Origin of the sequence: Bradyrhizobium sp. RDM12, from assembly GCF_051917485.1 — a bacterium.
Taxonomy (GTDB): domain Bacteria; phylum Pseudomonadota; class Alphaproteobacteria; order Rhizobiales; family Xanthobacteraceae; genus Bradyrhizobium.
In genome coordinates, this window is record NZ_CM133064.1 from 4,625,763 (window position 1) to 4,643,651 (window position 17,889).

Annotated in this window: 13 protein-coding genes and 5 pseudogenes; 9 read left to right on the forward strand and 9 right to left on the reverse strand. The window is 64.9% G+C overall.

The features are described from left to right. From ACTGJ9_RS22560 to ACTGJ9_RS22570, 3 genes and pseudogenes are all read right to left on the reverse strand, one after another. A pseudogene (locus tag ACTGJ9_RS22560) lies at positions 1 to 1,267 on the reverse strand (YeeE/YedE family protein). Positions 1,268 to 1,430: 163 nt separating this feature from the next. Continuing rightward, a pseudogene (gene chrA, locus ACTGJ9_RS22565) lies at positions 1,431 to 2,814 on the reverse strand (chromate efflux transporter). Then, positions 2,814 to 3,632, reverse strand: coding sequence for a chromate resistance protein ChrB domain-containing protein (locus ACTGJ9_RS22570; protein WP_456672892.1), 819 nt, complete (start codon positions 3,630 to 3,632; stop codon positions 2,814 to 2,816). Before ACTGJ9_RS22570 ends, chrA begins: the two are co-directional and overlap by 1 nt. Before the next feature lie 250 nt (positions 3,633 to 3,882). On the opposite strand from ACTGJ9_RS22570, the pseudogene ACTGJ9_RS22575 reads away from it, so the two are divergent. Then, positions 3,883 to 4,706 (forward strand): annotated as a pseudogene (locus ACTGJ9_RS22575) (N-acyl homoserine lactonase family protein). 82 nt (positions 4,707 to 4,788) lie between these two features. Beyond that, the gene (locus ACTGJ9_RS22580) at positions 4,789 to 5,667 is read left to right on the forward strand and encodes a DMT family transporter (protein WP_456672893.1); all 879 of its coding nucleotides are present in this window, start codon (positions 4,789 to 4,791) and stop codon (positions 5,665 to 5,667) included. Between the two features lie 22 nt (positions 5,668 to 5,689). Here ACTGJ9_RS22580 and ACTGJ9_RS22585 read toward each other — a convergent pair whose 3' ends face one another. Then, positions 5,690 to 5,881, reverse strand: a complete 192-nt coding sequence (locus ACTGJ9_RS22585; RefSeq protein ID WP_456672894.1) for a hypothetical protein — start codon at positions 5,879 to 5,881, stop codon at positions 5,690 to 5,692. A 30-nt stretch (positions 5,882 to 5,911) separates the two neighbouring features. Then, positions 5,912 to 7,069 carry an MFS transporter gene (locus tag ACTGJ9_RS22590; RefSeq protein ID WP_456678594.1) on the reverse strand — a complete coding sequence of 386 codons (1,158 nt, stop codon included), beginning with the start codon at positions 7,067 to 7,069 and terminating at the stop codon, positions 5,912 to 5,914. A gap of 153 nt (positions 7,070 to 7,222) precedes the next feature. On the opposite strand from ACTGJ9_RS22590, the gene ACTGJ9_RS22595 reads away from it, so the two are divergent. Beyond that, positions 7,223 to 8,482, forward strand: a complete 1,260-nt coding sequence (locus ACTGJ9_RS22595; RefSeq protein WP_456672895.1) for an adenylate/guanylate cyclase domain-containing protein — start codon at positions 7,223 to 7,225, stop codon at positions 8,480 to 8,482. On the opposite strand, the pseudogene ACTGJ9_RS22600 reads toward ACTGJ9_RS22595, so the two are convergent. Then, a pseudogene (locus tag ACTGJ9_RS22600) lies at positions 8,479 to 9,644 on the reverse strand (MFS transporter). The gene ACTGJ9_RS22595 and the pseudogene ACTGJ9_RS22600 overlap by 4 nt on opposite strands. Positions 9,645 to 9,873: 229 nt before the next feature. Between ACTGJ9_RS22600 and ACTGJ9_RS22605 the strand changes: the two are divergent. After that, a pseudogene (locus ACTGJ9_RS22605) lies at positions 9,874 to 11,225 on the forward strand (Nramp family divalent metal transporter). Positions 11,226 to 11,297: 72 nt separating this feature from the next. Here the strand turns inward: ACTGJ9_RS22605 and ACTGJ9_RS22610 are convergent. The 3 genes from ACTGJ9_RS22610 to hemB all read right to left on the reverse strand — a co-directional run bounded on the left by ACTGJ9_RS22610 (position 11,298) and on the right by hemB (position 13,962). Continuing rightward, on the reverse strand, positions 11,298 to 12,074 hold the full coding sequence (locus ACTGJ9_RS22610; RefSeq protein WP_456672896.1) for an arginyltransferase: 777 nt from the start codon (positions 12,072 to 12,074) through the stop codon (positions 11,298 to 11,300). A gap of 130 nt (positions 12,075 to 12,204) precedes the next feature. Then, complete coding sequence (locus tag ACTGJ9_RS22615; protein WP_456672897.1) at positions 12,205 to 12,741, reverse strand: RDD family protein; 537 nt, start codon at positions 12,739 to 12,741, stop codon at positions 12,205 to 12,207. Between the two features lie 159 nt (positions 12,742 to 12,900). Continuing rightward, positions 12,901 to 13,962 carry a porphobilinogen synthase gene (gene hemB / locus ACTGJ9_RS22620; RefSeq protein WP_456672898.1) on the reverse strand — a complete coding sequence of 354 codons (1,062 nt, stop codon included), beginning with the start codon at positions 13,960 to 13,962 and terminating at the stop codon, positions 12,901 to 12,903. Between the two features lie 160 nt (positions 13,963 to 14,122). Between hemB and ACTGJ9_RS22625 the strand changes: the two genes are divergently transcribed. The 5 genes from ACTGJ9_RS22625 (at position 14,123) to glyA (ending at position 17,870) form a co-directional block, all read left to right on the forward strand. Next, complete coding sequence (locus ACTGJ9_RS22625; RefSeq protein WP_456672899.1) at positions 14,123 to 14,602, forward strand: DUF6163 family protein; 480 nt, start codon at positions 14,123 to 14,125, stop codon at positions 14,600 to 14,602. Positions 14,603 to 15,089: 487 nt separating this feature from the next. After that, positions 15,090 to 15,608: a transcriptional regulator LdtR gene (gene ldtR / locus ACTGJ9_RS22630; protein ID WP_027529973.1), complete on the forward strand. Its 519-nt coding sequence runs from the start codon at positions 15,090 to 15,092 to the stop codon at positions 15,606 to 15,608. Between the two features lie 213 nt (positions 15,609 to 15,821). Then, a complete protein-coding gene (locus ACTGJ9_RS22635; RefSeq protein ID WP_456672900.1) occupies positions 15,822 to 16,055 on the forward strand; it encodes a hypothetical protein in 234 nt (77 codons plus the stop codon). A 35-nt stretch (positions 16,056 to 16,090) separates the two neighbouring features. Further along, on the forward strand, positions 16,091 to 16,312 hold the full coding sequence (locus ACTGJ9_RS22640; RefSeq protein WP_456672901.1) for a hypothetical protein: 222 nt from the start codon (positions 16,091 to 16,093) through the stop codon (positions 16,310 to 16,312). Positions 16,313 to 16,571: 259 nt separating this feature from the next. Continuing rightward, the gene (gene glyA / locus ACTGJ9_RS22645; protein WP_456672902.1) at positions 16,572 to 17,870 is read left to right on the forward strand and encodes a serine hydroxymethyltransferase; all 1,299 of its coding nucleotides are present in this window, start codon (positions 16,572 to 16,574) and stop codon (positions 17,868 to 17,870) included. The last annotated feature ends 19 nt before the right edge of the window (positions 17,871 to 17,889 follow it).

Sequence of the window (17,889 nt, forward strand, 5' to 3'; positions counted from 1 at the left end):
TTAATGCTCGTTCCGTCCGGTAGATGTTACCCTATCGTTCGGCACCGGGCCTCGGTTCCGTTCGACGGCCAGCCCGAACAGCGGTCGCAGTTGCGTCCCCAGGATGTTGCCGATGAAAGCCGCGACGAGCCAGCACCAGCCGTGCAGGCTGCCTGACGCGATTCCGCTGAAATAGGCACCGATGTTGCAGCCATAGGCGAGGCGCGCGCCGTATCCGAGCAGCAGGCCGCCGACGATCGCGGCAAGCAGCGAACGGGCGGAGATCTGCCACGTCGGATGGAATTTGCCGGCGAGGGCCGCCGCCAGCAGCGCGCCGAAAATGATGCCGAAATCCATGACGGAGGTGATGTCGGCGAAGACGCTTTGATGCAGCGAGGCCGCGCGCGCGCCTTGCCAGTAGGGCCATGACGCAACGTCGACGCCCGCTCCCATCAGGACTTTCGATCCCCAGAGCGCGAAAGCGGAGGTGATGCCCCATGGTCGCCCCGCAAGATACAACGTGGCGAAATTGCCAATCGCGAGCAAGACCGCGCCCCACAGCAGAGGCCACGGCCCCTGCATGAAGCGGCGCGCTCCGCGCAGCTTTGTCCGCGCGCCCGGTTCGAGCGCGCCATGCCGGCGGAGCTCCGCCTTGACGGTGAGGAGATAGATCGCAGCCATCACGATCCAGCACAGCACCAGCGCTGGCAGCCATCCGAACCTTTCGATCAATGAGACGGTGCCGATATTCGGCAGTCGGCTCCACCAGGGCAGATGCAAGGCTCCGAGCGTCGATCCCGCGATGAACGCCAGCAGCGTCACCACCATGCGAGTGTTGCCGCCGCCGGCCGTATACAGCGTTCCCGATGCGCAGCCGCCGCCGAGCTGCATGCCGAGACCGAACAGGAACGCGCCGGTCAGCATGCCGACGCCGACCGCGCCGAGTTCGCCATGCACGGCTCGGCCGAGCATGTGCCTTGCGCCAATGCGGGAAAGAACAGCGCCGTCGCCATCGCAAGCATGACCATTTGCGCGCGCAGCCGGCGCCCCGTCGCGCGACGATGAAGACGCGCCACGCCGAGGTGAATCCGAACAGCGCATGATAGAGCGTCAGGCCGAACGCGCCGCCCAGCAGGAACAACAATCCGTGCTGCCACGAGATCGTGCCTGACAAGGTCACCGCGCCGGCGAGGAGAATGGCCGCAGCCACGGCGACGATCGGGAGGTTTGCGTGGTGCCGATCATTGTCGGGAGCGAGCAGGCGCGCATCAATGGACAGATCAGTCATGCTCTTATCCGCGGAACTGGCAATGACAGCTAACCGTGGCGAACAGCCAGCGTTCCAATCGTCGCGCTGCTTGGGGGTGTGCGAGACCAGTCGAGGAACCGCGCCGAGGTATGAGACGTGGGTGCCGCCGGCGAAGCGATCGCAGCGAGACGATGCAAATGCCCTAGATCACCCCGGCCAACCGCAGCGCTACGCCCGCGGCACAGCTGCCCGCCAGCACCGTCAGCATCCCGAGCTTGAAGCGGAAGATCGCGGTTGCGGCTGCGATCGACAGCAGTAACGCCGGAACGTCGACGCTTGAAAGCACCGGCCTGTCGAAATCCAGCGGGAAGGCGTGCACCGGCACGGTCTCGCGGAACAGCGTGTGCAGCGCGAACCAGATCGAAAGGTTGAGGATCACGCCGACAACAGCGGCCGTGATTGCGCCGAGCGCGCCGGCTAGCCCGGTATTGCCGCGCAAGCGCTCGATGTAGGGGGCGCCGACGAAGATCCAGAGGAAGCAGGGGTGAAGGTGACCCAGGTCGCGAGCAATCCGCCGAACGCCGCTGCAAGCATCGGCGACAGGCCGCTCGGATCGCGGTAGGCCGCCATGAAGCCCACGAACTGGAGCACCATGATCAGCGGGCCCGGCGTGGTTTCGGCCATGCCGAGGCCGTCGAGCATCTCGTGCGGCTTCAGCCAGTGATAGTGCTCGACCGCCTGCTGGGCCACATAGGCCAGCACCGCGTAGGCGCCGCCGAAGGTGACCAGCGCCATCTTGGAGAAGAACAACGCGATCTGGCTGAACACGCTGGCCGGTCCGAGGACCAGCAGCAACACGATCACCGGCACGAGCCAGAGCGACAGCCACAGCGCGGCGGTCCGGGTCGCGCGCGCGTTGTTGGGGCGGACATGCTCGGGCACGGCTTCGCCGAGCATGCTGTCGATCACGGCGCCGCTGCCGCCATGGCCGTGACCGGCGGGCGCGAACTCCGGACGTCCGCCGCGCGCGCCGGCATAGCCGATCAAACCGGCGGCGATGATGATGATCGGGAAGGGGACGGCGAAGAAGAAGATTGCGATGAAGGCGATCGCGGCGAGCGCGATCATGATGCGGTTCTTCAGCGCGCGCTTGCCGACGCGGAAGACGGCCTCGACGACGATGGCGAGCACCGCGGCTTTCAGGCCAAAGAACAGCGCCTCGACGAAGCTGACATTGCCGTAAGCCGCGTAGACGTAGCTCAGGCCCATGATTGCGATGATGCCGGGCAGGATGAACAGCCCGCCCGCCAACAGCCCGCCGGCGGTGCGATGCATCAGCCAGCCGACATAGGTCGCGAGCTGCTGTGCCTCCGGTCCAGGCAGCAGCATGCAGTAGTTCAGCGCATGCAGAAAGCGGCCCTCGGAAATCCAGTTCTTCTCTTCGACCAGGATGCGGTGCATCACTGCAATCTGGCCCGCAGGCCCGCCAAAACTCAGGCAGGCGACGCGGAGCCAGACGCGAAAAGCCTCTCGAAGCTGATGCCGTGACCGACATCAGCTTCTACTTGGGCGTTCCGGATATCCATCACGCCTTCACCTTGTTGGTCGGCCAGTTGTGGGTCTCACCCGTGGCGTCGCGGCACCAGCGGTAGAAGGCGTCGTAGAGGATCATGCCGGCCTCGAGCTGTTCGAGGTCGTCATCGTACATCCGCGACAACCCGAGAGAGGCAGCAAGCAGGCCGGCCGCCTCGGGGGCAAGGTCGGGGCGCGCGGTGTCGGCGCCGCGCACCAGTGTTGCCAGCCGCAGCAATGCCGGGGTGCCGATCCCGAACTCCTCGATCATGACGTCGAAGGTGCAGAGCTCGCCGCGGTGACTCCAGAACGTGTTCTCGATGTCGAAGGGGGCTGCGTTGAATCGCTCGCCGACGGCGACCACTTCGGACGGTGCCACATACAAAAACACCGCGTTGGGGTCGACGAAGCGGCGGATCAGCCAGGGGCAGGCGATGCGGTCGACCTTGGGCCGCGCACGCGTCACCCAGACGGTGCGGCCCCTGGCATCGCGCGGCGGCAGTTTTGACGCGTCGATCAGCGGCAGCTTTGCGGCCTTCCAGCCCTCGAAGCCGCCCTCCAACGTCTCGGCCTGCACGCCGAGCTGCCGCAGCCAGGCCGCCGTGCCCTGCGCGAGCTTTGCGCCGCGCAGACAGGCGACGATGGCCGAGCGGCCGGAAAGTTCGCTGCCCCAGTCGGAGACATTATCGTGGCTGAGCTTGATTGATCCGGGGATCAGCCGCGGGTCGGCGGCAAAATCCTCGTCCGTCCGCACGTCGACCAGGACAGGGGCATTCGCTGTGCCGATCAGCCGTGTTAGTTTGTCAGATGATATGGTCGTGAATGTTGACATGATGCGTCCTCGCATAAACGAAACGGGACGCGATACTTGGGCATGTCGCCTCGTGGGGAGATCGCTTAAATCCCCATGACTGCATTACAGCGAAATCGCGCGGGACTGTCAATTGCCGGTTTCATTGATATCGAACGTTAGAAAGATATGCGGCTCGCGCGCAGAGTGAGCGCGTGGAAGCGGAATTCTGCGGCAGGGGCGGGGTTGATACTCGGTCGCAGCAAGAAGGCGCTACCAAGGAGGACCAAGGATGATACGCAAGATCACGCTCGCTCTCACCGTTGCCGCACTCGCGCTGTCCGCCCAGGCTGCGTTCGCGCAAAAGCCCGGTGTCGAGAAACTCTACATCATGAATTGCGGTGAGGGTGTTGCCGGGGACATCGGGCGCTGGTCACCCGGAGTGAACGAAGGCCAGTCGATGGATTTCGTTGATACCTGCTACCTCATCAAGCACAGCCAGGGCTGGTTCCTGTGGGACACCGGTATCCCAGACGCCGTCGCCGCGATGCCGAACGGGCTTGCACCTGCCGATCCAAAGGCCGTGACCTGGAAGCGGCCGAAGACGCTCGCAGCCCAGCTCGATCAGGTCGGCGTCAAGCCCGCCGACATCAAGGCGATGGGCGTCTCGCATACGCATCCCGATCACATCGGCAATGTCGAGATGTTTCCTCAGGCGATGCTCTACGTGCAAAAGGCCGAATATGACTGGCCGGGCGCCAACAACGAGCCGCGCTTCAAGCCGTCGCATCCGGTCGAGCTGCTCGCGGGCGACAAGGACGTGTTCGGCGACGGCAGCGTGACTGTGTTGTCCACGCCTGGTCACACGCCGGGGCACCAGTCGTTGCTGGTGAAATTGCCGAAGACCGGCGCGGTCGTGCTTTCCGGGGATGCTGTCCACTTCAAGAGCAATTGGGAGAACCGGCGCGTTCCCGTCAACAATGTCAGCAAGGACCAGTCGGTCGCCTCAATGCAGAAGATCGCCGACACGCTGGACAAGGAGAAGGGGCAGCTCTGGATCAACCACGACAAGGCGCAGCGCGACGCCAGAAGATGTCGCCGGAGTTTTATGAGTAGCTTTCCTGGCGACCTGTTGCCACGATGGTGACAGCAGGGACGTGCTAGGTGCCTCCAGAAGCTACGGGACGGGAGGCGAAGCGTGGGGGAATGGCTCGGAGTCGCGATCGCGCTGACGTCGAGCAGCATCGGCGGCACCGCTGCTGCGATCACCCGATATCTGGTCACCGATGCCGATCCGGTCATGCTGGCTATCCTGCGCTGGGGAATCGGCTTCCTCTGCCTCTTGCCATGCGCGCTGCTGCTCCGCGTGCGTTGGCCGCAGAGCGCGGACTGGCCGGCCGTGATGACGCTCGGCATCTGCTTCTTCGGGCTGTTCTTCATCCTCTACAATATCGCCGTCTCCTACACGACCGCTGCGCGCGCCAGTCTCGCGCTGGCGACGCTGCCGCTCCACACCATGGTCGTCGGCGCGATCCTTGGTGTGGAACGGCTGACGGCGCGCAAAATCATCGGCGTCGGCATTGCCGTGCTCGGTGTTGCCGCGGCATTGGCGGTTGGCCTGGCGCAGAGCCCGCCGGGCGCCTGGCGCGGCGAGTTGATCATGACAGGCGCGGTGTTCTGCATGGCCTTCTACAACGTGTTGTCGCCGCCGCTGATGCAGCGCTCGAGCGCGCTCGGTTTTCTGACGGTCGGCATGGGCGCAGGCGCTGCGGTGCTGGTGATCGTGGGTCTTGCGAAGGGCAGCTTTGCCGCACTCGACCATTTCACGACGGCGCAGTGGATCGCCGCAATCTATCTCGGCGCCGGCGGCGGCGCGCTCGCCTTCATCCTCTGGGTCATGGCGCTGGCGCGCGCGACGCCAACGCGCGTTGCCAACACCATGACGGTCAATCCGATCGCGGCGACCTTGCTCGCGGCACTGCTGATCGGCGAGCCGATCACGCCAAATCTCCTGATCGGGCTGGTCGCCGTATTCGCCGGCATCGGGATCGCGACCAGCCAGCCGAAGCCGGCTTAGCTCTCCGGATTAGTTCTCCGGATTAGTTCTTGGGCGCAGTGACAGTCGGCGGGCTCGTGTCCGGCGTCTTCTTCGGCTTCAGCGTGCCGGCATAGAAGGAGACGAGCCAGACCAGGATGATGGCGAGGAGATAGACGCCCCAGGCTTGCGGCGGCGTCGCCGCCCACCGCAGGAGGCCCTTGAACGTGCGGGGCGGACGATTGTCTTCGGCCATCGCCCGTTGTGCGCGAAAGCCGTGGCGCGGTCAATCGGGCGTGCGCTCGGCGCGGATCAGGAACAGGGCGGCCAGCGCCGAGAGGCTGAGCGCGGACGAGACCATCAGCACCTTGGCGCCCATGACATCGATGAGCAGACCGAAGGCCAACGGTGCCACCGCCTGCGCCATCCGCGCCGGCGCGCCGATGATGCCGAGGCGGTAGCCAAAATCCTTCGGCCCGAAGATCGACAGTGGCAGCGTGCCACGCGCGATGGTGAGGATGCCGTTGCCGGAGCCGTGGAACAGCGCAAACGCGCTTGCCGCAGGAGCTCCAAAGATGGCGACGACGGCTGCGCCGATCGGATGGGTGAGGCAGGCGAGCCGCGTCGACCACAGCGGATGAAAGCGACTGAGAAACCCCGCCTCCAGAAGGCGCGCGACCACTTGCGCCGGACCGATCAGCGCGCCCGCTGCGATCGCCTCGACATGGGTCGCGCCCATGGTCTCCAGGATGCGCGGGAAATGCACGGCCATCGCGCCGGTGACAGTCCAGACCGCGGCGAAGACGAAGGCCAGCAGGATCATGGTGCGGTTGAGCGGCAGATGCGGCTTTTCCGCGGTCGAAGCCGCCTGCTTGGCGCCGTTGATCGCCGGAAGCAAGAAGAAATTGAGCGGCAGCCCGATCAGGATGTTGGCGGCGGCCCAGGCGAAACAGGTGTCGCGCCATCCGATATGAGACAGGCCCCAGGCAGTGAGCGGCCAGCCGACGGTCGAGGCAAAGCCCGCCATCAGCGTAATGCCGGTGATGGGCCTGCGCGCTTCGGTGCCATAGATGCGGCCGAGTGCGGCGAAAGCGGCATCATAGAGCCCCATGGCCATGCCGATGCCGAGCACGAGCCAGGCGAGCGCCATCACCGGAACGGACTGCGACAATCCAAGGAGCACCAGGCCGGCGGCAATCGTCAGGTTCGAGCCCGACAGCACCTGCCGCCCGCCGACGAGATCGATCTGCCGCCCGATCCGCGGCCCCAGCAGCGCGGAGATCACGAGCGAGGCCGAGAACGCGCCAAAGATCCAGTTGGTGGAGATGCCGAGGTCGTGCGCCATGGGATCGGCGAGCAGGGCCGGCAAATAATAGCTGGAGGCCCAGGCCAGGGTCTGAGTCGTGCCGAGCGCCAGGACGATCGGAAGCTGGCGCCGGCTCATGTTGCCGTATGTCTGGTCGTCGGTGTCATCGTTTGCATTTGCGGCCCGCGGCGCGCGCGCGTCAACCACGCGCGCGACATATTCGACCTGCTGCAGGGGGGCCCCTGGTTGTGCCCGGCCTTTCCCCGTCACGAAGGCACGCCATAATGGCGCATGCAATTGACCTCGCGCCTTGCGCTGATGAACTGGGTCGCCGGCCAGGGGCTCACCGGCCTGCCCGAACCCGAACTGCTGCGCGGCTTCTGCGAGCGCTGCCGGGCCGAAGGGCTGGAACTCTCGCGCGGGCTCGTGGTCATCGACACGCTGCATCCGATCTACGAGGGCCGCGCCTTCCGCTGGAGCGACACGCCGACCAACGAGAGCGACGTGGTCGAATACGGCTCGACGGCCGAGGGCGACGCGGCCAAGAACTGGCGCCGCTCGGTGTTTTATCATTTGCTCGAGCATGGCCATGACGAGATGTTGATCGACCTCGCCGACGCGCCCTCGCTCGATTTCTCGCAAATCGGCGACCTCGCCGAAACGGGCCACCGCCATTTCCTCGCTTTCGTGCACCGCTTCGGCGAGACCGGAGCGCTCGGGCAGATGGACTGCCTCTACTCCTACTGGACCACGCGCCGCGAGGATGGCTTTACGGAAGCCGAACTCGCCGCGCTGCGCGATCTGGTGCCGGTGCTGGGACTCGCGATCAAGTCGGCGCAGCAGGTCGACATCGTGCGGACGCTGGGGCGCGTCTACCTCGGACGCGATGCGTCGGAGCAGGTCCTGCGCGGACGCATTTCGCGCGGCGTCACCGAGCGCATCAATGCCGTGCTCTGGTATTCGGATCTGCGCGGCTCGACCGGGATCAGCGAGAGCATTGCGCCCGACGAGATCATCCCGTTCCTCAACGATTATGCCCAGGCCGTGATTGACGCGATCCACGACGCGGGCGGCGACGTGCTGAAGCTGATCGGAGACGGCGTGCTCGCGATGTTCACCGGTGAGGACATGGCTCACGCCCGCCGCGCCGCGCTACGCGCCGAGCATTTGTTCCGCAACAATGTCGGGGCGCTGAATGAACGCCGGGCGGCCGACGGCCGTCCAACCACGTCGGCCTATATCGGCCTGCATGTCGGGGAAGTCTTCTATGGCAATATCGGCAGCGAGGACCGGCTCGATTTCACCGTGGTGGGACCGACCGTCAACGAGGTCAGCCGCATCGCCTCGATGAGCCGCTCGGTCGATCGCGAATTGCTGGCATCGGCAGAGTTCTACAAGGGTCTCGACGCTGCCGGCCGCCGCTATCTCGTCTCCACCGGCCGCTACGCGCTACGCGGCATCGGCCGCGCGCAGGATCTCTACACGCTCGATCCGGAGGTCGAGGCGAGCGAGCCGGTGACCGGGAGCTACGAGCGGTATCTGGCGAATTAGCCCCGCGCCGTCACTTCGTCCCCTACCATGGCCGGCTGCCGATCCAGCGCTACCGCAGGCGAGAGCCAAATGATGAGCGCCTGCACGCCGAACACGGCTGCGGCGAGGTAGAGGCACGCTTCCGCACTGTAAAGGCCGCCGACGATGGCGTCGAGCGCCGAGCCGAGCGGACGGGCGCCGTAGCTCATGATGTTGATCGCGGACACGCGCCCAAGCAGACGCGGCGGCGTCACGGACTGGCGCAGCGTCGTGGTCGAGATCACCCACAGGATCGGCCCGACGCCGAGCAGGAAGAAGCTGAGACCAGCGAGCCACGGTGAGGGCACCAGCACCGTCAGCGCCATCACGACGGCTGCGACGAAGCCGGTGACCGGGCCGAGGCCGACCACGGTGCCGAAGGCGATGCGCTTCATCACCCGCGTGGCGAACAGCGCGCCGATCACCATGCCGACGCCATACATCGTCAACACGATGCCGACACCGGCAGCGGTCAGGCCAAGATGGCGCACTGCGTAGGGCACGAACACCGCGATCTGCAGGAACCAGCCGGTGTTGAAAATGAATTGCGTGACGAACACCGGCCGCAGCAGCGGGTGGTGAAACACGAAGGCTGCGCCTTCACGGATGACCTGGAACGGATGGCGCCGCGGCACCGGCGCACGCGCCGGTTCATAAATGCCGGAGAGCAGCACCACGGCAATGGCCGAGAGGCCCGCGGCAAAGCCGAAGGCCGGGCTCGCGCCCCACCAGCCGACCAGCGCGCCGCCGAGCGCGGGCCCGCTTGCGAAGGCAATGGTGCGCGCAAGCTCGATCGAGCATTCGCAGCCGGCAGCAGCTCTGCGCTCACCAGCGAGGGCACCAGGGCCGGCGCGGCCACGCTGTAGACGACGGTGCCGCACACAGCGGCAAAGCCGAGCAGCGCCAGCAGCGGCAGGTTGAGCGCGCCGAGCGCGAGCAGCAGTACGATCGTTGCCAGCGCTACCGCCCGCAGCGCCTCGGCGCCCGCCATCAGCGAGCGGCGGGAGATGCGGTCGGCGAGCAGGCCGGCCGGAATGGCAAACAGGACGAAGGGCAGGGTGAGGGCGGTCTGGAGCAGGCCGGTCTGGCCCTCCGCCACGCCCAGCGTCAGAACGGCGACGATGGGGGCCGCGGCCAGCGCGATCTGCTCGGCCGACTGGGCCGCAAGGTTGGACCAGGCGAGGCGGTTGAAGGTTTTGGGGAGGTGAGGCGGATTTGGCATGGCGCGGTTCCTGCAAAGTCGAGTTGCCGCCAGTAGACGCCCCGTGGGACGGCCAAACCCACCCGCTTCCCGACAGGGCTCCGGGAACCGATGCGGCTAGATGCAGTTGCAAATGAGTTGCAATAAGGTCCGACATGGGTATTGTGCCAGCATGGATGCCCGATCGCCCGATCTGACCCCTGAAGCCACCGGCTGGCAACAACGATGCGCCGACCACCAAGAGCCTGGCCGAGGTGAACGCCACGGTGACCATCCCCGCAGCGGGGGCATGGTGGCGGCGGCTGCTGGCCTTTGTCGGCCGGGCTATATGGTCTCGGTCGGCTACATGGACCCCGGCAACTGGGCGACCGACCTCGCCGGCGGATCGAAGTTCGGCTACACGCTGCTCTCGGTCATCCTGCTCTCGAACTTGATGGCGATCCTGCTGCAGTCCTTGGCGGCGCGGCTCGGGATCGTTACCGATCGCGATCTCGCGCAGGCCTGCCGCGCGACCTATTCGCCCGCGACGAACTTCATGCTCTGGCTCGCCTGCGAAGCAGCGATCATCGCCTGCGATCTCGCCGAGGTGATCGGCACCGCGATCGCGCTCAAGCTGCTGTTCGGCATTCCCTGGTCGGCGGCGCGCTGATCGCTGCGCTGGACGCCTTCCTGCTTCTCATCCTGATGAATCGTGGCTTCCGTTTCCTCGAGGCCTTCGTCATCGCGCTGCTGGTCGTGATCGCTGCCTGCTTCACGGTCCAGCTTGCCGCGGCAGCGCCGCCGGTTGCCGAGATGCTCAGGGGATTTGTGCCGAAGGCCGAGATCTTCACCAACCCCGAGATGCTCTACATTGCGATCGGCATCATCGGCGCAACGGTGATGCCGCATAATCTTTATCTGCACTCCTCGATCGTGCAGACGCGCGCCTATGAGCGCAACGACACCGGCCGGCGCGAGGCGATCAAATGGGCGACGACGGACTCGACCATCGCCCTGATGCTGGCGTTGTTTATCAACGCCGCGATCCTCGTGGTCGCCGCGGCGACCTTCCACACGAGCGGCCATTCCGACGTCGCCGAGATCGGCCAGGCTTTTGAGCTGCTGTCGCCGCTGCTCGGCCTCGGTATCGCCTCGACATTGTTCGCGGTGGCGCTGCTCGCATCCGGCCTGAATTCAACCGTGACGGCGACGCTGGCCGGTCAGATCGTGATGGAGGGCTTTCTCGATTTGCGCCTGCCGAGCTGGGCGCGCCGCCTGGTGACGCGCGGCATTGCGATCGTTCCGGTGATTGTCGTTACCGCGCTCTATGGCGAGCGCGGCACCGCGGATCTGCTGGTGTTCAGCCAGGTCGTGCTGTCGATGCAGCTGCCCTTCGCGGTGATCCCGCTGGTCCGCTTCGTCTCCGACCGCCGCAAGATGGGGCAGTTCGCGGTTCCAGCATACGTCGCGGCGATCGCCTGGATCGTTGCGGGCGTGATCGTGGTTTTGAACCTGAAGCTGCTGGCGGATACGCTGTTCGGGTGACTGGCGAGTAGTGAGTGGCGACTAGCGAGCCGCGTTTGTTCAATTCGTACTCGCTACCCACCATTCGCAACCTCAATCCTGCGGCTCGGACGCGGCGTCTCCTTGCGCGTCCACCCGCAGCCAGCCGGACGGGGCCAGCCGCTGTTGCGGCAGGAAGCGGGCCTTGTAGTCCATCTTCTTGGAGCCTTCGATCCAGTAGCCGAGATAGACGTAGGGCAGGCCTTGCCGCGCGGGCGCGGCGATGTGGTCGAGGATCATGAAGGTGCCCATCGAGCGGCTGACCTGGCCCGGCTCGAAGAACGAATAGACCATCGAGAGGCCGTCGCTGAGCACGTCGGTCAGCGCGACCGCGATCAGCTCCTCGCCACGGCCGGTGATGCCGCTGTCGGGACCGCGCTTGCGGTACTCGATGATGCGGGTCTCGACATGGCTGTCCTCAACCATCATGGCGTAATCGAGCACGGTCATGTCGGCCATGCCGCCATGGCGGTGGCGGGCATCGAGATAGGCGCGGAACACCGAATATTGCTCGGAGGTCGGGACCGCGCTGCGCTGCTCGCCAATGATGTCGGCGTTGCGCGCCATCACCTTGCGGAAGTTGCGGGACGGGCGGAACTCGTTGGCGACCACGCGGACCGACACGCAGGCCCGGCACTGGTCACAGGCCGGTCGGTAGGCGATCGACTGGCTGCGGCGGAACCCGCCATGGGTCAGGAGATCGTTGAGGTCGCCCGCGCGCTCACCCACGAGGTGCGTGAACACCTTGCGCTCATGCCGGCCCGGCAGATACGGGCAGGGGGACGGCGCCGTGAGGTAAAATTGTGGGGTGTCGCGCGAGTGCTGGGTCAAGGGACGTCGTGGGCCTCCAAAGTAAGTGTCAGCATCGCGCTACGAAAGCTCCGGGTCAATCGGTCCGCTCGGCAGGTCAGATCAGTCAGCTTAGCGGATCCTGGTTAGTAGGTCCTTGATCGCCGGGTCCTCAATAGGTCCTTGCCGTCTGGGGCGCGGGCGCCCGAACGGAATTGTTGATCACGACCGTTCCCAGCACGAAATCCTGCAACAGGCGCCGGCGGCCGTTGAACAGGCCGACCAGCACGACGAACGGCGACAGGAACGACACCGTCACCCAGAACAGCACGGCATGGGTGGCGCCGAGGACAAAGTAGCCGGGCGCGCCGTACCAGGTGCGTAACTCAAGGTCCATGATCCGCATCCCGATCGTCGCGGACGAGGGACCGCCGACGCAGGCGCCATAATAGACGATGGCCCAGACCACGGAGGCGGGCCAGGCCAGCCAGAACAGCGCCCAGCCGATGCCGAGCGTCACCACGCCGAACACCGCGATGAAGAGGTAGCCGAGAATGACGGGAACGGAGATCACGACCATGTCGATCAGGAACGCGAACACCCGCCGCGTCGCGACACCGCGGAACAGTTCCGGATGCAGATAGGGATCGTAGGCGTGAGCCGCGCCATCACTGCGCCAGGCGCCTGAACCACCCGAGTCATAAGACATCGTCCGTCCTCCCAGGGAAAACTCCCGTGGCAGGACATGGGAACAGGCTATTCCCCTGCCAAGGGTGCGCAGAGGTTAACAAGCCGAAATATTCCGGCGATTCGGGGGCGGGGGAGGCGTCACCGCGACGCGTGAGATACGCCCACTGGTTACAAGAGCTTATCCTTGGCTGCGCAGCTTCTCCGCCGCCTTCGGCGCAAAATAGCTGAGCACACCATCCGCGCCGGCGCGCTTGAAGGCCAAGAGGCTCTCCATCATCGCGCGGTCGCCGTCGAGCCAGCCGTTGTTGGCGGCGGCAGCGATCATCGCGTATTCGCCGGAGACCTGGTAGGCGAAGGTCGGCATCGCAAACGTGTCCTTCACGCGGCGCACCACGTCGAGATAGGGCATGCCCGGCTTCACCATCACCATGTCGGCACCTTCGGAGATGTCGAGCTCGACTTCGCGCAGCGCTTCGTCGGTGTTGGCGCTGTCCATCTGGTAGGTGCGCTTGTCGCCGGTGAGCGTCTTGGCTGAGCCGATCGCGTCGCGGAACGGGCCGTAGAAGGCGGAGGCATATTTGGCCGCATAGGCCATGATCTGCACGTCGAGCAGGCCGGTGCGGTCAAGCGCCTCGCGGATCGCCGCGACGCGGCCGTCCATCATGTCCGAGGGGGCAATGATGTCGCAGCCGGCCTCGGCCTGCACCAGCGCCTGACGCACAAGCACGGCGACCGTCTCGTCGTTCAAAATCTTGCCGTCGGCGATCAGGCCGTCATGGCCGTGGCTGGTGAAGGGATCCAGCGCAACGTCGCAGAGGATGCCGAGATCGGGAAACTCTTTCTTGATCGCGCGCACCGCCTGGCAGACCAGATTGTTCGGGTTGGTCGCTTCCGAGCCTTCCTCGTCGCGCAAGGACAGGTCGGTGTAGGGAAACAGTGCAAGGCAGGGGATCGTCAGCTTCATGGCGCGCTCGGCCTCGCGCACGGCTTGGTCGACGCTGAGACGCTCGACGCCGGGCATCGAGGCGATCTGCTCGCGCTTGTTGCTGCCGTCGATCAAAAACAGCGGCCAGATCAGGTCGTCGGTGGTGAGCACGTTCTCGCGCACCATGCGCCGGGCCCATTCGGCCTTGCGATTGCGGCGAGGGCGGACGGTCAGATCGAGCGCATGGGGCACAGCTGCACCAGTCCCGCGCGCGACCTCGCGCAGTTCGATCGGACGTCCGTATTTGATCGCCATCACTCTTCCTCCGGCTGGAATTATTCTTATACCAGTTCGCATGGTTCCCGTCACCGCGGCTTGACCCGCCGCAAGGCAGAATTGAATCGACCTGCGCTGCCGATTGATTTTGCGGGGCGAAACAGCCAGAAGGGGACCATGTCCGAGATATCAACCCGCGATGCGACCCGCGACAGCGCCAGCCAGGGACGCCATCAGAGACAGCGCCCGCGACAACGCGATGTCGGTGGCCGCGATCTCGTCGAAACGGCAGGAGTCCGACGACAATGTCTGGACGCGCCGGCTGGTGCTGTTCCTGCGGGTGATGGCGCTACTGTCGATCCTGAAGGGGCTCTATCACTGGGCGCAGGTGACGGGTTTCGTCGGCGGCGAGGACGAGGCGTTCGAGAACCAGTCGATGGCCTGGCAGGCCTCGACCATCTACTTCGCCGTGATCGAGCTCGTCGCCGCCGTCGGCCTCTGGCTCGCCACGCCCTGGGGCGCGGTGGTGTGGCTCACGACCGTGGTCTCGATGGCGGTGATCGAGCTGATGTTTCCCGGCATCTATGGCGGCAGCCTGGTCGTGGTCGGCGTCGAGGCCTTCATGCTCGCTGCCTATCTTGCGCTCGCCTGGATGGCTGCGCGCGAACGGCCGCCATAGCGAACTCTCGTGCCCCGGACGCGATGCAGCGCGCCGCATCTGCGGCGTGATGCGTTGCAGAGCCAGGGCCCATGTCTGCACAACCGAAGCTCTGGCTTCTGGCTCCCGGATCTTCGCTGCGCTTGTCCGGGACATGAGAACGCGCGTTTGGTTGACCACTCCTTGCGTAAAATTCGAGGTAAGTTTTCGTTGACCTCGCGATATCCGCCACAGCTCCTAAGCGTCCGTTTCGAAACGGGGCGGGGCTGTTCTGGAATGCGACAGAACGTGCGGACGGAGGGTGAACAGGACCTTGCGACGGTCAACAGAGGGTTGCGAAAAGCCCTTGTGGTACAGGCTTAATCCGCAATTCACTGTCTTAAATTCATGATCTCTTTATTCTCTTATTTAAGCCGATCTTCAAACGCCCCCCTTAAGTTGCACCTATCAGGCGGGACACAAGTTTCGTCGAATGAGTGTCGATAAAAACGACAACAGGGGAAGTGTCATGATGAAAGCCGTCGCAACTGCGGCAGATACCGCAGAGCGCGTTTCGGGCCCGCAGGGTTCGGTGCAGTCGCTCTATCTGGAAGCATTGACTCTGGTGGAGCGGCTGCATCGCCGTCTCCTCGACGTGATCAAGGACGAGTTCGATCGTCGTGGCCGCGCCGACATCAATTCCGTGCAGGCGCTCCTGCTCTATAACATCGGAGACAAGGAGCTGACCGCGGGCGAACTGCGCACGCGCGGTTACTATCTCGGCTCCAACGTTTCCTACAATCTGAAGAAGCTCGTCGAGCTCGGCTTTCTCGATCATCAGCGCTCGCGCGTCGATCGCCGGTCGGTGCGCATCCGCCTGACGCCGCAGGGCCAGGAAGTCCGCCGCATCGTCGACTCGCTCTACCAGAAGCACGTCAAGACCGTTGAACAGGTCGGCGGCATCTCGGGCGAGGAGTTCTCGACCCTGAACAAGTCGTTGCACCGCCTCGAGCGGTTCTGGACCGACCAGATCCTGTATCGGCTCTGAGTTTTCGAAGGGATTTGGCCAAGCCGGCTCAAAACAAGACCGGCAAGCCGACCCGAAAGTGTCTGCCGAACCTACCTGGACTTCCCCAAGCGCGCCGGCCCGGCTTCTGTCCGGACCGGTGCGTTTTGTCGTCTCGCGGTTGCGAAAAAAAATCGACGGTCCGGCGGAACCAGTTCCCTGCCTTGCGGTTATCTCGCCGGATCGGAGGATGCGATGCTGGTTGAACGCGGGTTGCAGGCTGCGAACATCGAGCTCGTGAGCGATTCCTACGCGATCGCCGCGAATTACCTCCGCCGCTCGGGCGCGATCCCCGACACGCTCGCCACTAATGAGCGCCTGCTTGAGACTATCATCAAGCTGCTCCAGCACGGCGAATTCAACAAGATCAGGCTCGCCAACAAGGCCATTGTCAGGTTCGAGGCGGGGTCCGGTGCCCGAGCCGCCTGATCAAGACTCCCAAAATCCCAGTGAACCAGGGTGCCATGGAAGCCGCCATCGACCGCATCATGCAGACCTATGATCTGCTCGCCAACCGCACGTCCGCGGCGAGCGCAGAGGCGCGAGCCAAAGTGACGAACTACCTGAACACCTTGATGGAAGCCGGCGAGAAGGACCCCCAGCGGTTGACGGTGTGCGGCCTGACCTATTTGCGCCAGCTCGACGGCAGCGTGGACCCCGTGAAGGCGGGGTATACCGGGCTGTAGGGGAAGTCCGGCAGACGCCAACGAGCCATTTAGGGTCCAAAGCGGGCTCTTTAAGGATGATCGGATCGGGGCGGTTCAAGAAAACCGTCCGCGGCCCGAAATCCTTCAATCCCACCATATCTTGCATAAATATCGCGCCCGACCCGCAAATGCTTGGCCGGGGGCGGGCGATGTGGTAGATCGCGCTCGCCGCTTCCGATCACCACACCAGACCGCCCGCAGCCCGCCAAAAGGCTGCGGCGGTGGAGATATTCGCAAGATGACCTTCGCCAAGACCGCCTCAGCGCCCGATTCGTTTTTCACCGCCTCGCTCGAGCAGGCCGATCCGGAAATCGCCGCCGCCATCAAGGGCGAGCTCGGCCGGCAGCGCCATGAAGTCGAGCTGATCGCCTCCGAGAACATCGTCAGCCGGGCCGTGCTGGAAGCGCAGGGTTCGGTGATGACCAACAAATACGCGGAGGGTTATCCGGGCGCGCGCTACTACGGCGGATGTGAGTGGGTCGACGTCGCCGAGAACCTCGCGATCGATCGCGCCAAGAAGCTGTTCGGCGCCAACTTCGCCAACGTGCAGCCGAACTCCGGCAGCCAGATGAACCAGGCGGTGTTCCTGGCGCTGCTCCAGCCCGGCGACACCTTCATGGGCCTCGATCTCGCGGCCGGCGGCCATCTCACCCATGGCTCGCCCGTCAACATGAGCGGCAAATGGTTCAAGGCCGCGCACTACACCGTGCGCCGCGACGACCAGATCATCGACATGGACGCGGTCGCCAAGCAGGCCGAAGAGGTCAAGCCGAAGTTGATCGTCGCCGGCGGCTCGGCCTATTCGCGCGCCTGGGACTTCAAGCGTTTCCGCGAGATCGCGGATTCGGTTGGCGCTTATCTGCTGGTCGACATGGCGCACTTTGCGGGCCTCGTCGCCGGCGGCGTGCATGCCTCGCCGGTGCCGCATGCCCATGTCACCACAACCACGACGCACAAATCGCTGCGCGGTCCGCGCGGAGGCCTGATCCTCAGCAATGACGAGGTGCTCGCGAAGAAGCTGAACTCGGCGATCTTCCCCGGCCTGCAGGGCGGCCCGCTGATGCATGTGATCGCGGCCAAGGCGGTTGCCTTCGGTGAGGCGCTGCGTCCGGACTTCAAGGTCTACGCGAAGAACGTCGTCGAGAACGCCAAGGCGCTGGCCGAGACGCTGAAGAGCCATGGCTTCGATATTGTCTCGGGCGGCACCGATAACCATCTGATGCTGGTTGACCTCAGGCCGAAGGGTCTGAAGGGCAACGTCTCGGAGAAGGCGCTGGTCCGCGCCGCCATCACCTGCAACAAGAACGGCATTCCGTTCGACCCCGAAAAGCCGTTCGTCACCTCGGGCCTGCGTCTCGGCACGCCTGCGGCGACGACCCGCGGCTTCGGCGTCGCCGAATTCCAGCAGGTTGGCGGCATGATCGCCGAGGTCCTCAACGCGATTGCGCAGTCCGACGATGGCAAGGCGCCGCTGGTCGAGGCCGCGATCAAGGAACGGGTCAAGGCGCTCACCGACCGATTCCCGATCTATCCGTAAGGTCCAAGTAAACTGGTCA

Bases quoted from the DNA above. Each gene is read 5' to 3' on its own strand.
- ACTGJ9_RS22570 (WP_456672892.1), bottom strand. From the start codon at position 3,632: ATGTCAACATTCACGACCATATCATCTGACAAACTAACACGGCTGATC.
- ACTGJ9_RS22585 (WP_456672894.1), bottom strand. From the start codon at position 5,881: ATGGCCGAAGACAATCGTCCGCCCCGCACGTTCAAGGGCCTCCTGCGG.
- ACTGJ9_RS22590 (WP_456678594.1), bottom strand. From the start codon at position 7,069: ATGAGCCGGCGCCAGCTTCCGATCGTCCTGGCGCTCGGCACGACTCAG.
- ACTGJ9_RS22595 (WP_456672895.1), top strand. From the start codon at position 7,223: ATGCAATTGACCTCGCGCCTTGCGCTGATGAACTGGGTCGCCGGCCAG.
- ACTGJ9_RS22615 (WP_456672897.1), bottom strand. From the start codon at position 12,741: ATGTCTTATGACTCGGGTGGTTCAGGCGCCTGGCGCAGTGATGGCGCG.
- hemB (WP_456672898.1), bottom strand. From the start codon at position 13,962: ATGGCGATCAAATACGGACGTCCGATCGAACTGCGCGAGGTCGCGCGC.
- ACTGJ9_RS22625 (WP_456672899.1), top strand. From the start codon at position 14,123: ATGCGACCCGCGACAGCGCCAGCCAGGGACGCCATCAGAGACAGCGCC.
- ldtR (WP_027529973.1), top strand. From the start codon at position 15,090: ATGATGAAAGCCGTCGCAACTGCGGCAGATACCGCAGAGCGCGTTTCG.
- ACTGJ9_RS22635 (WP_456672900.1), top strand. From the start codon at position 15,822: ATGCTGGTTGAACGCGGGTTGCAGGCTGCGAACATCGAGCTCGTGAGC.
- ACTGJ9_RS22640 (WP_456672901.1), top strand. From the start codon at position 16,091: ATGGAAGCCGCCATCGACCGCATCATGCAGACCTATGATCTGCTCGCC.
- glyA (WP_456672902.1), top strand. From the start codon at position 16,572: ATGACCTTCGCCAAGACCGCCTCAGCGCCCGATTCGTTTTTCACCGCC.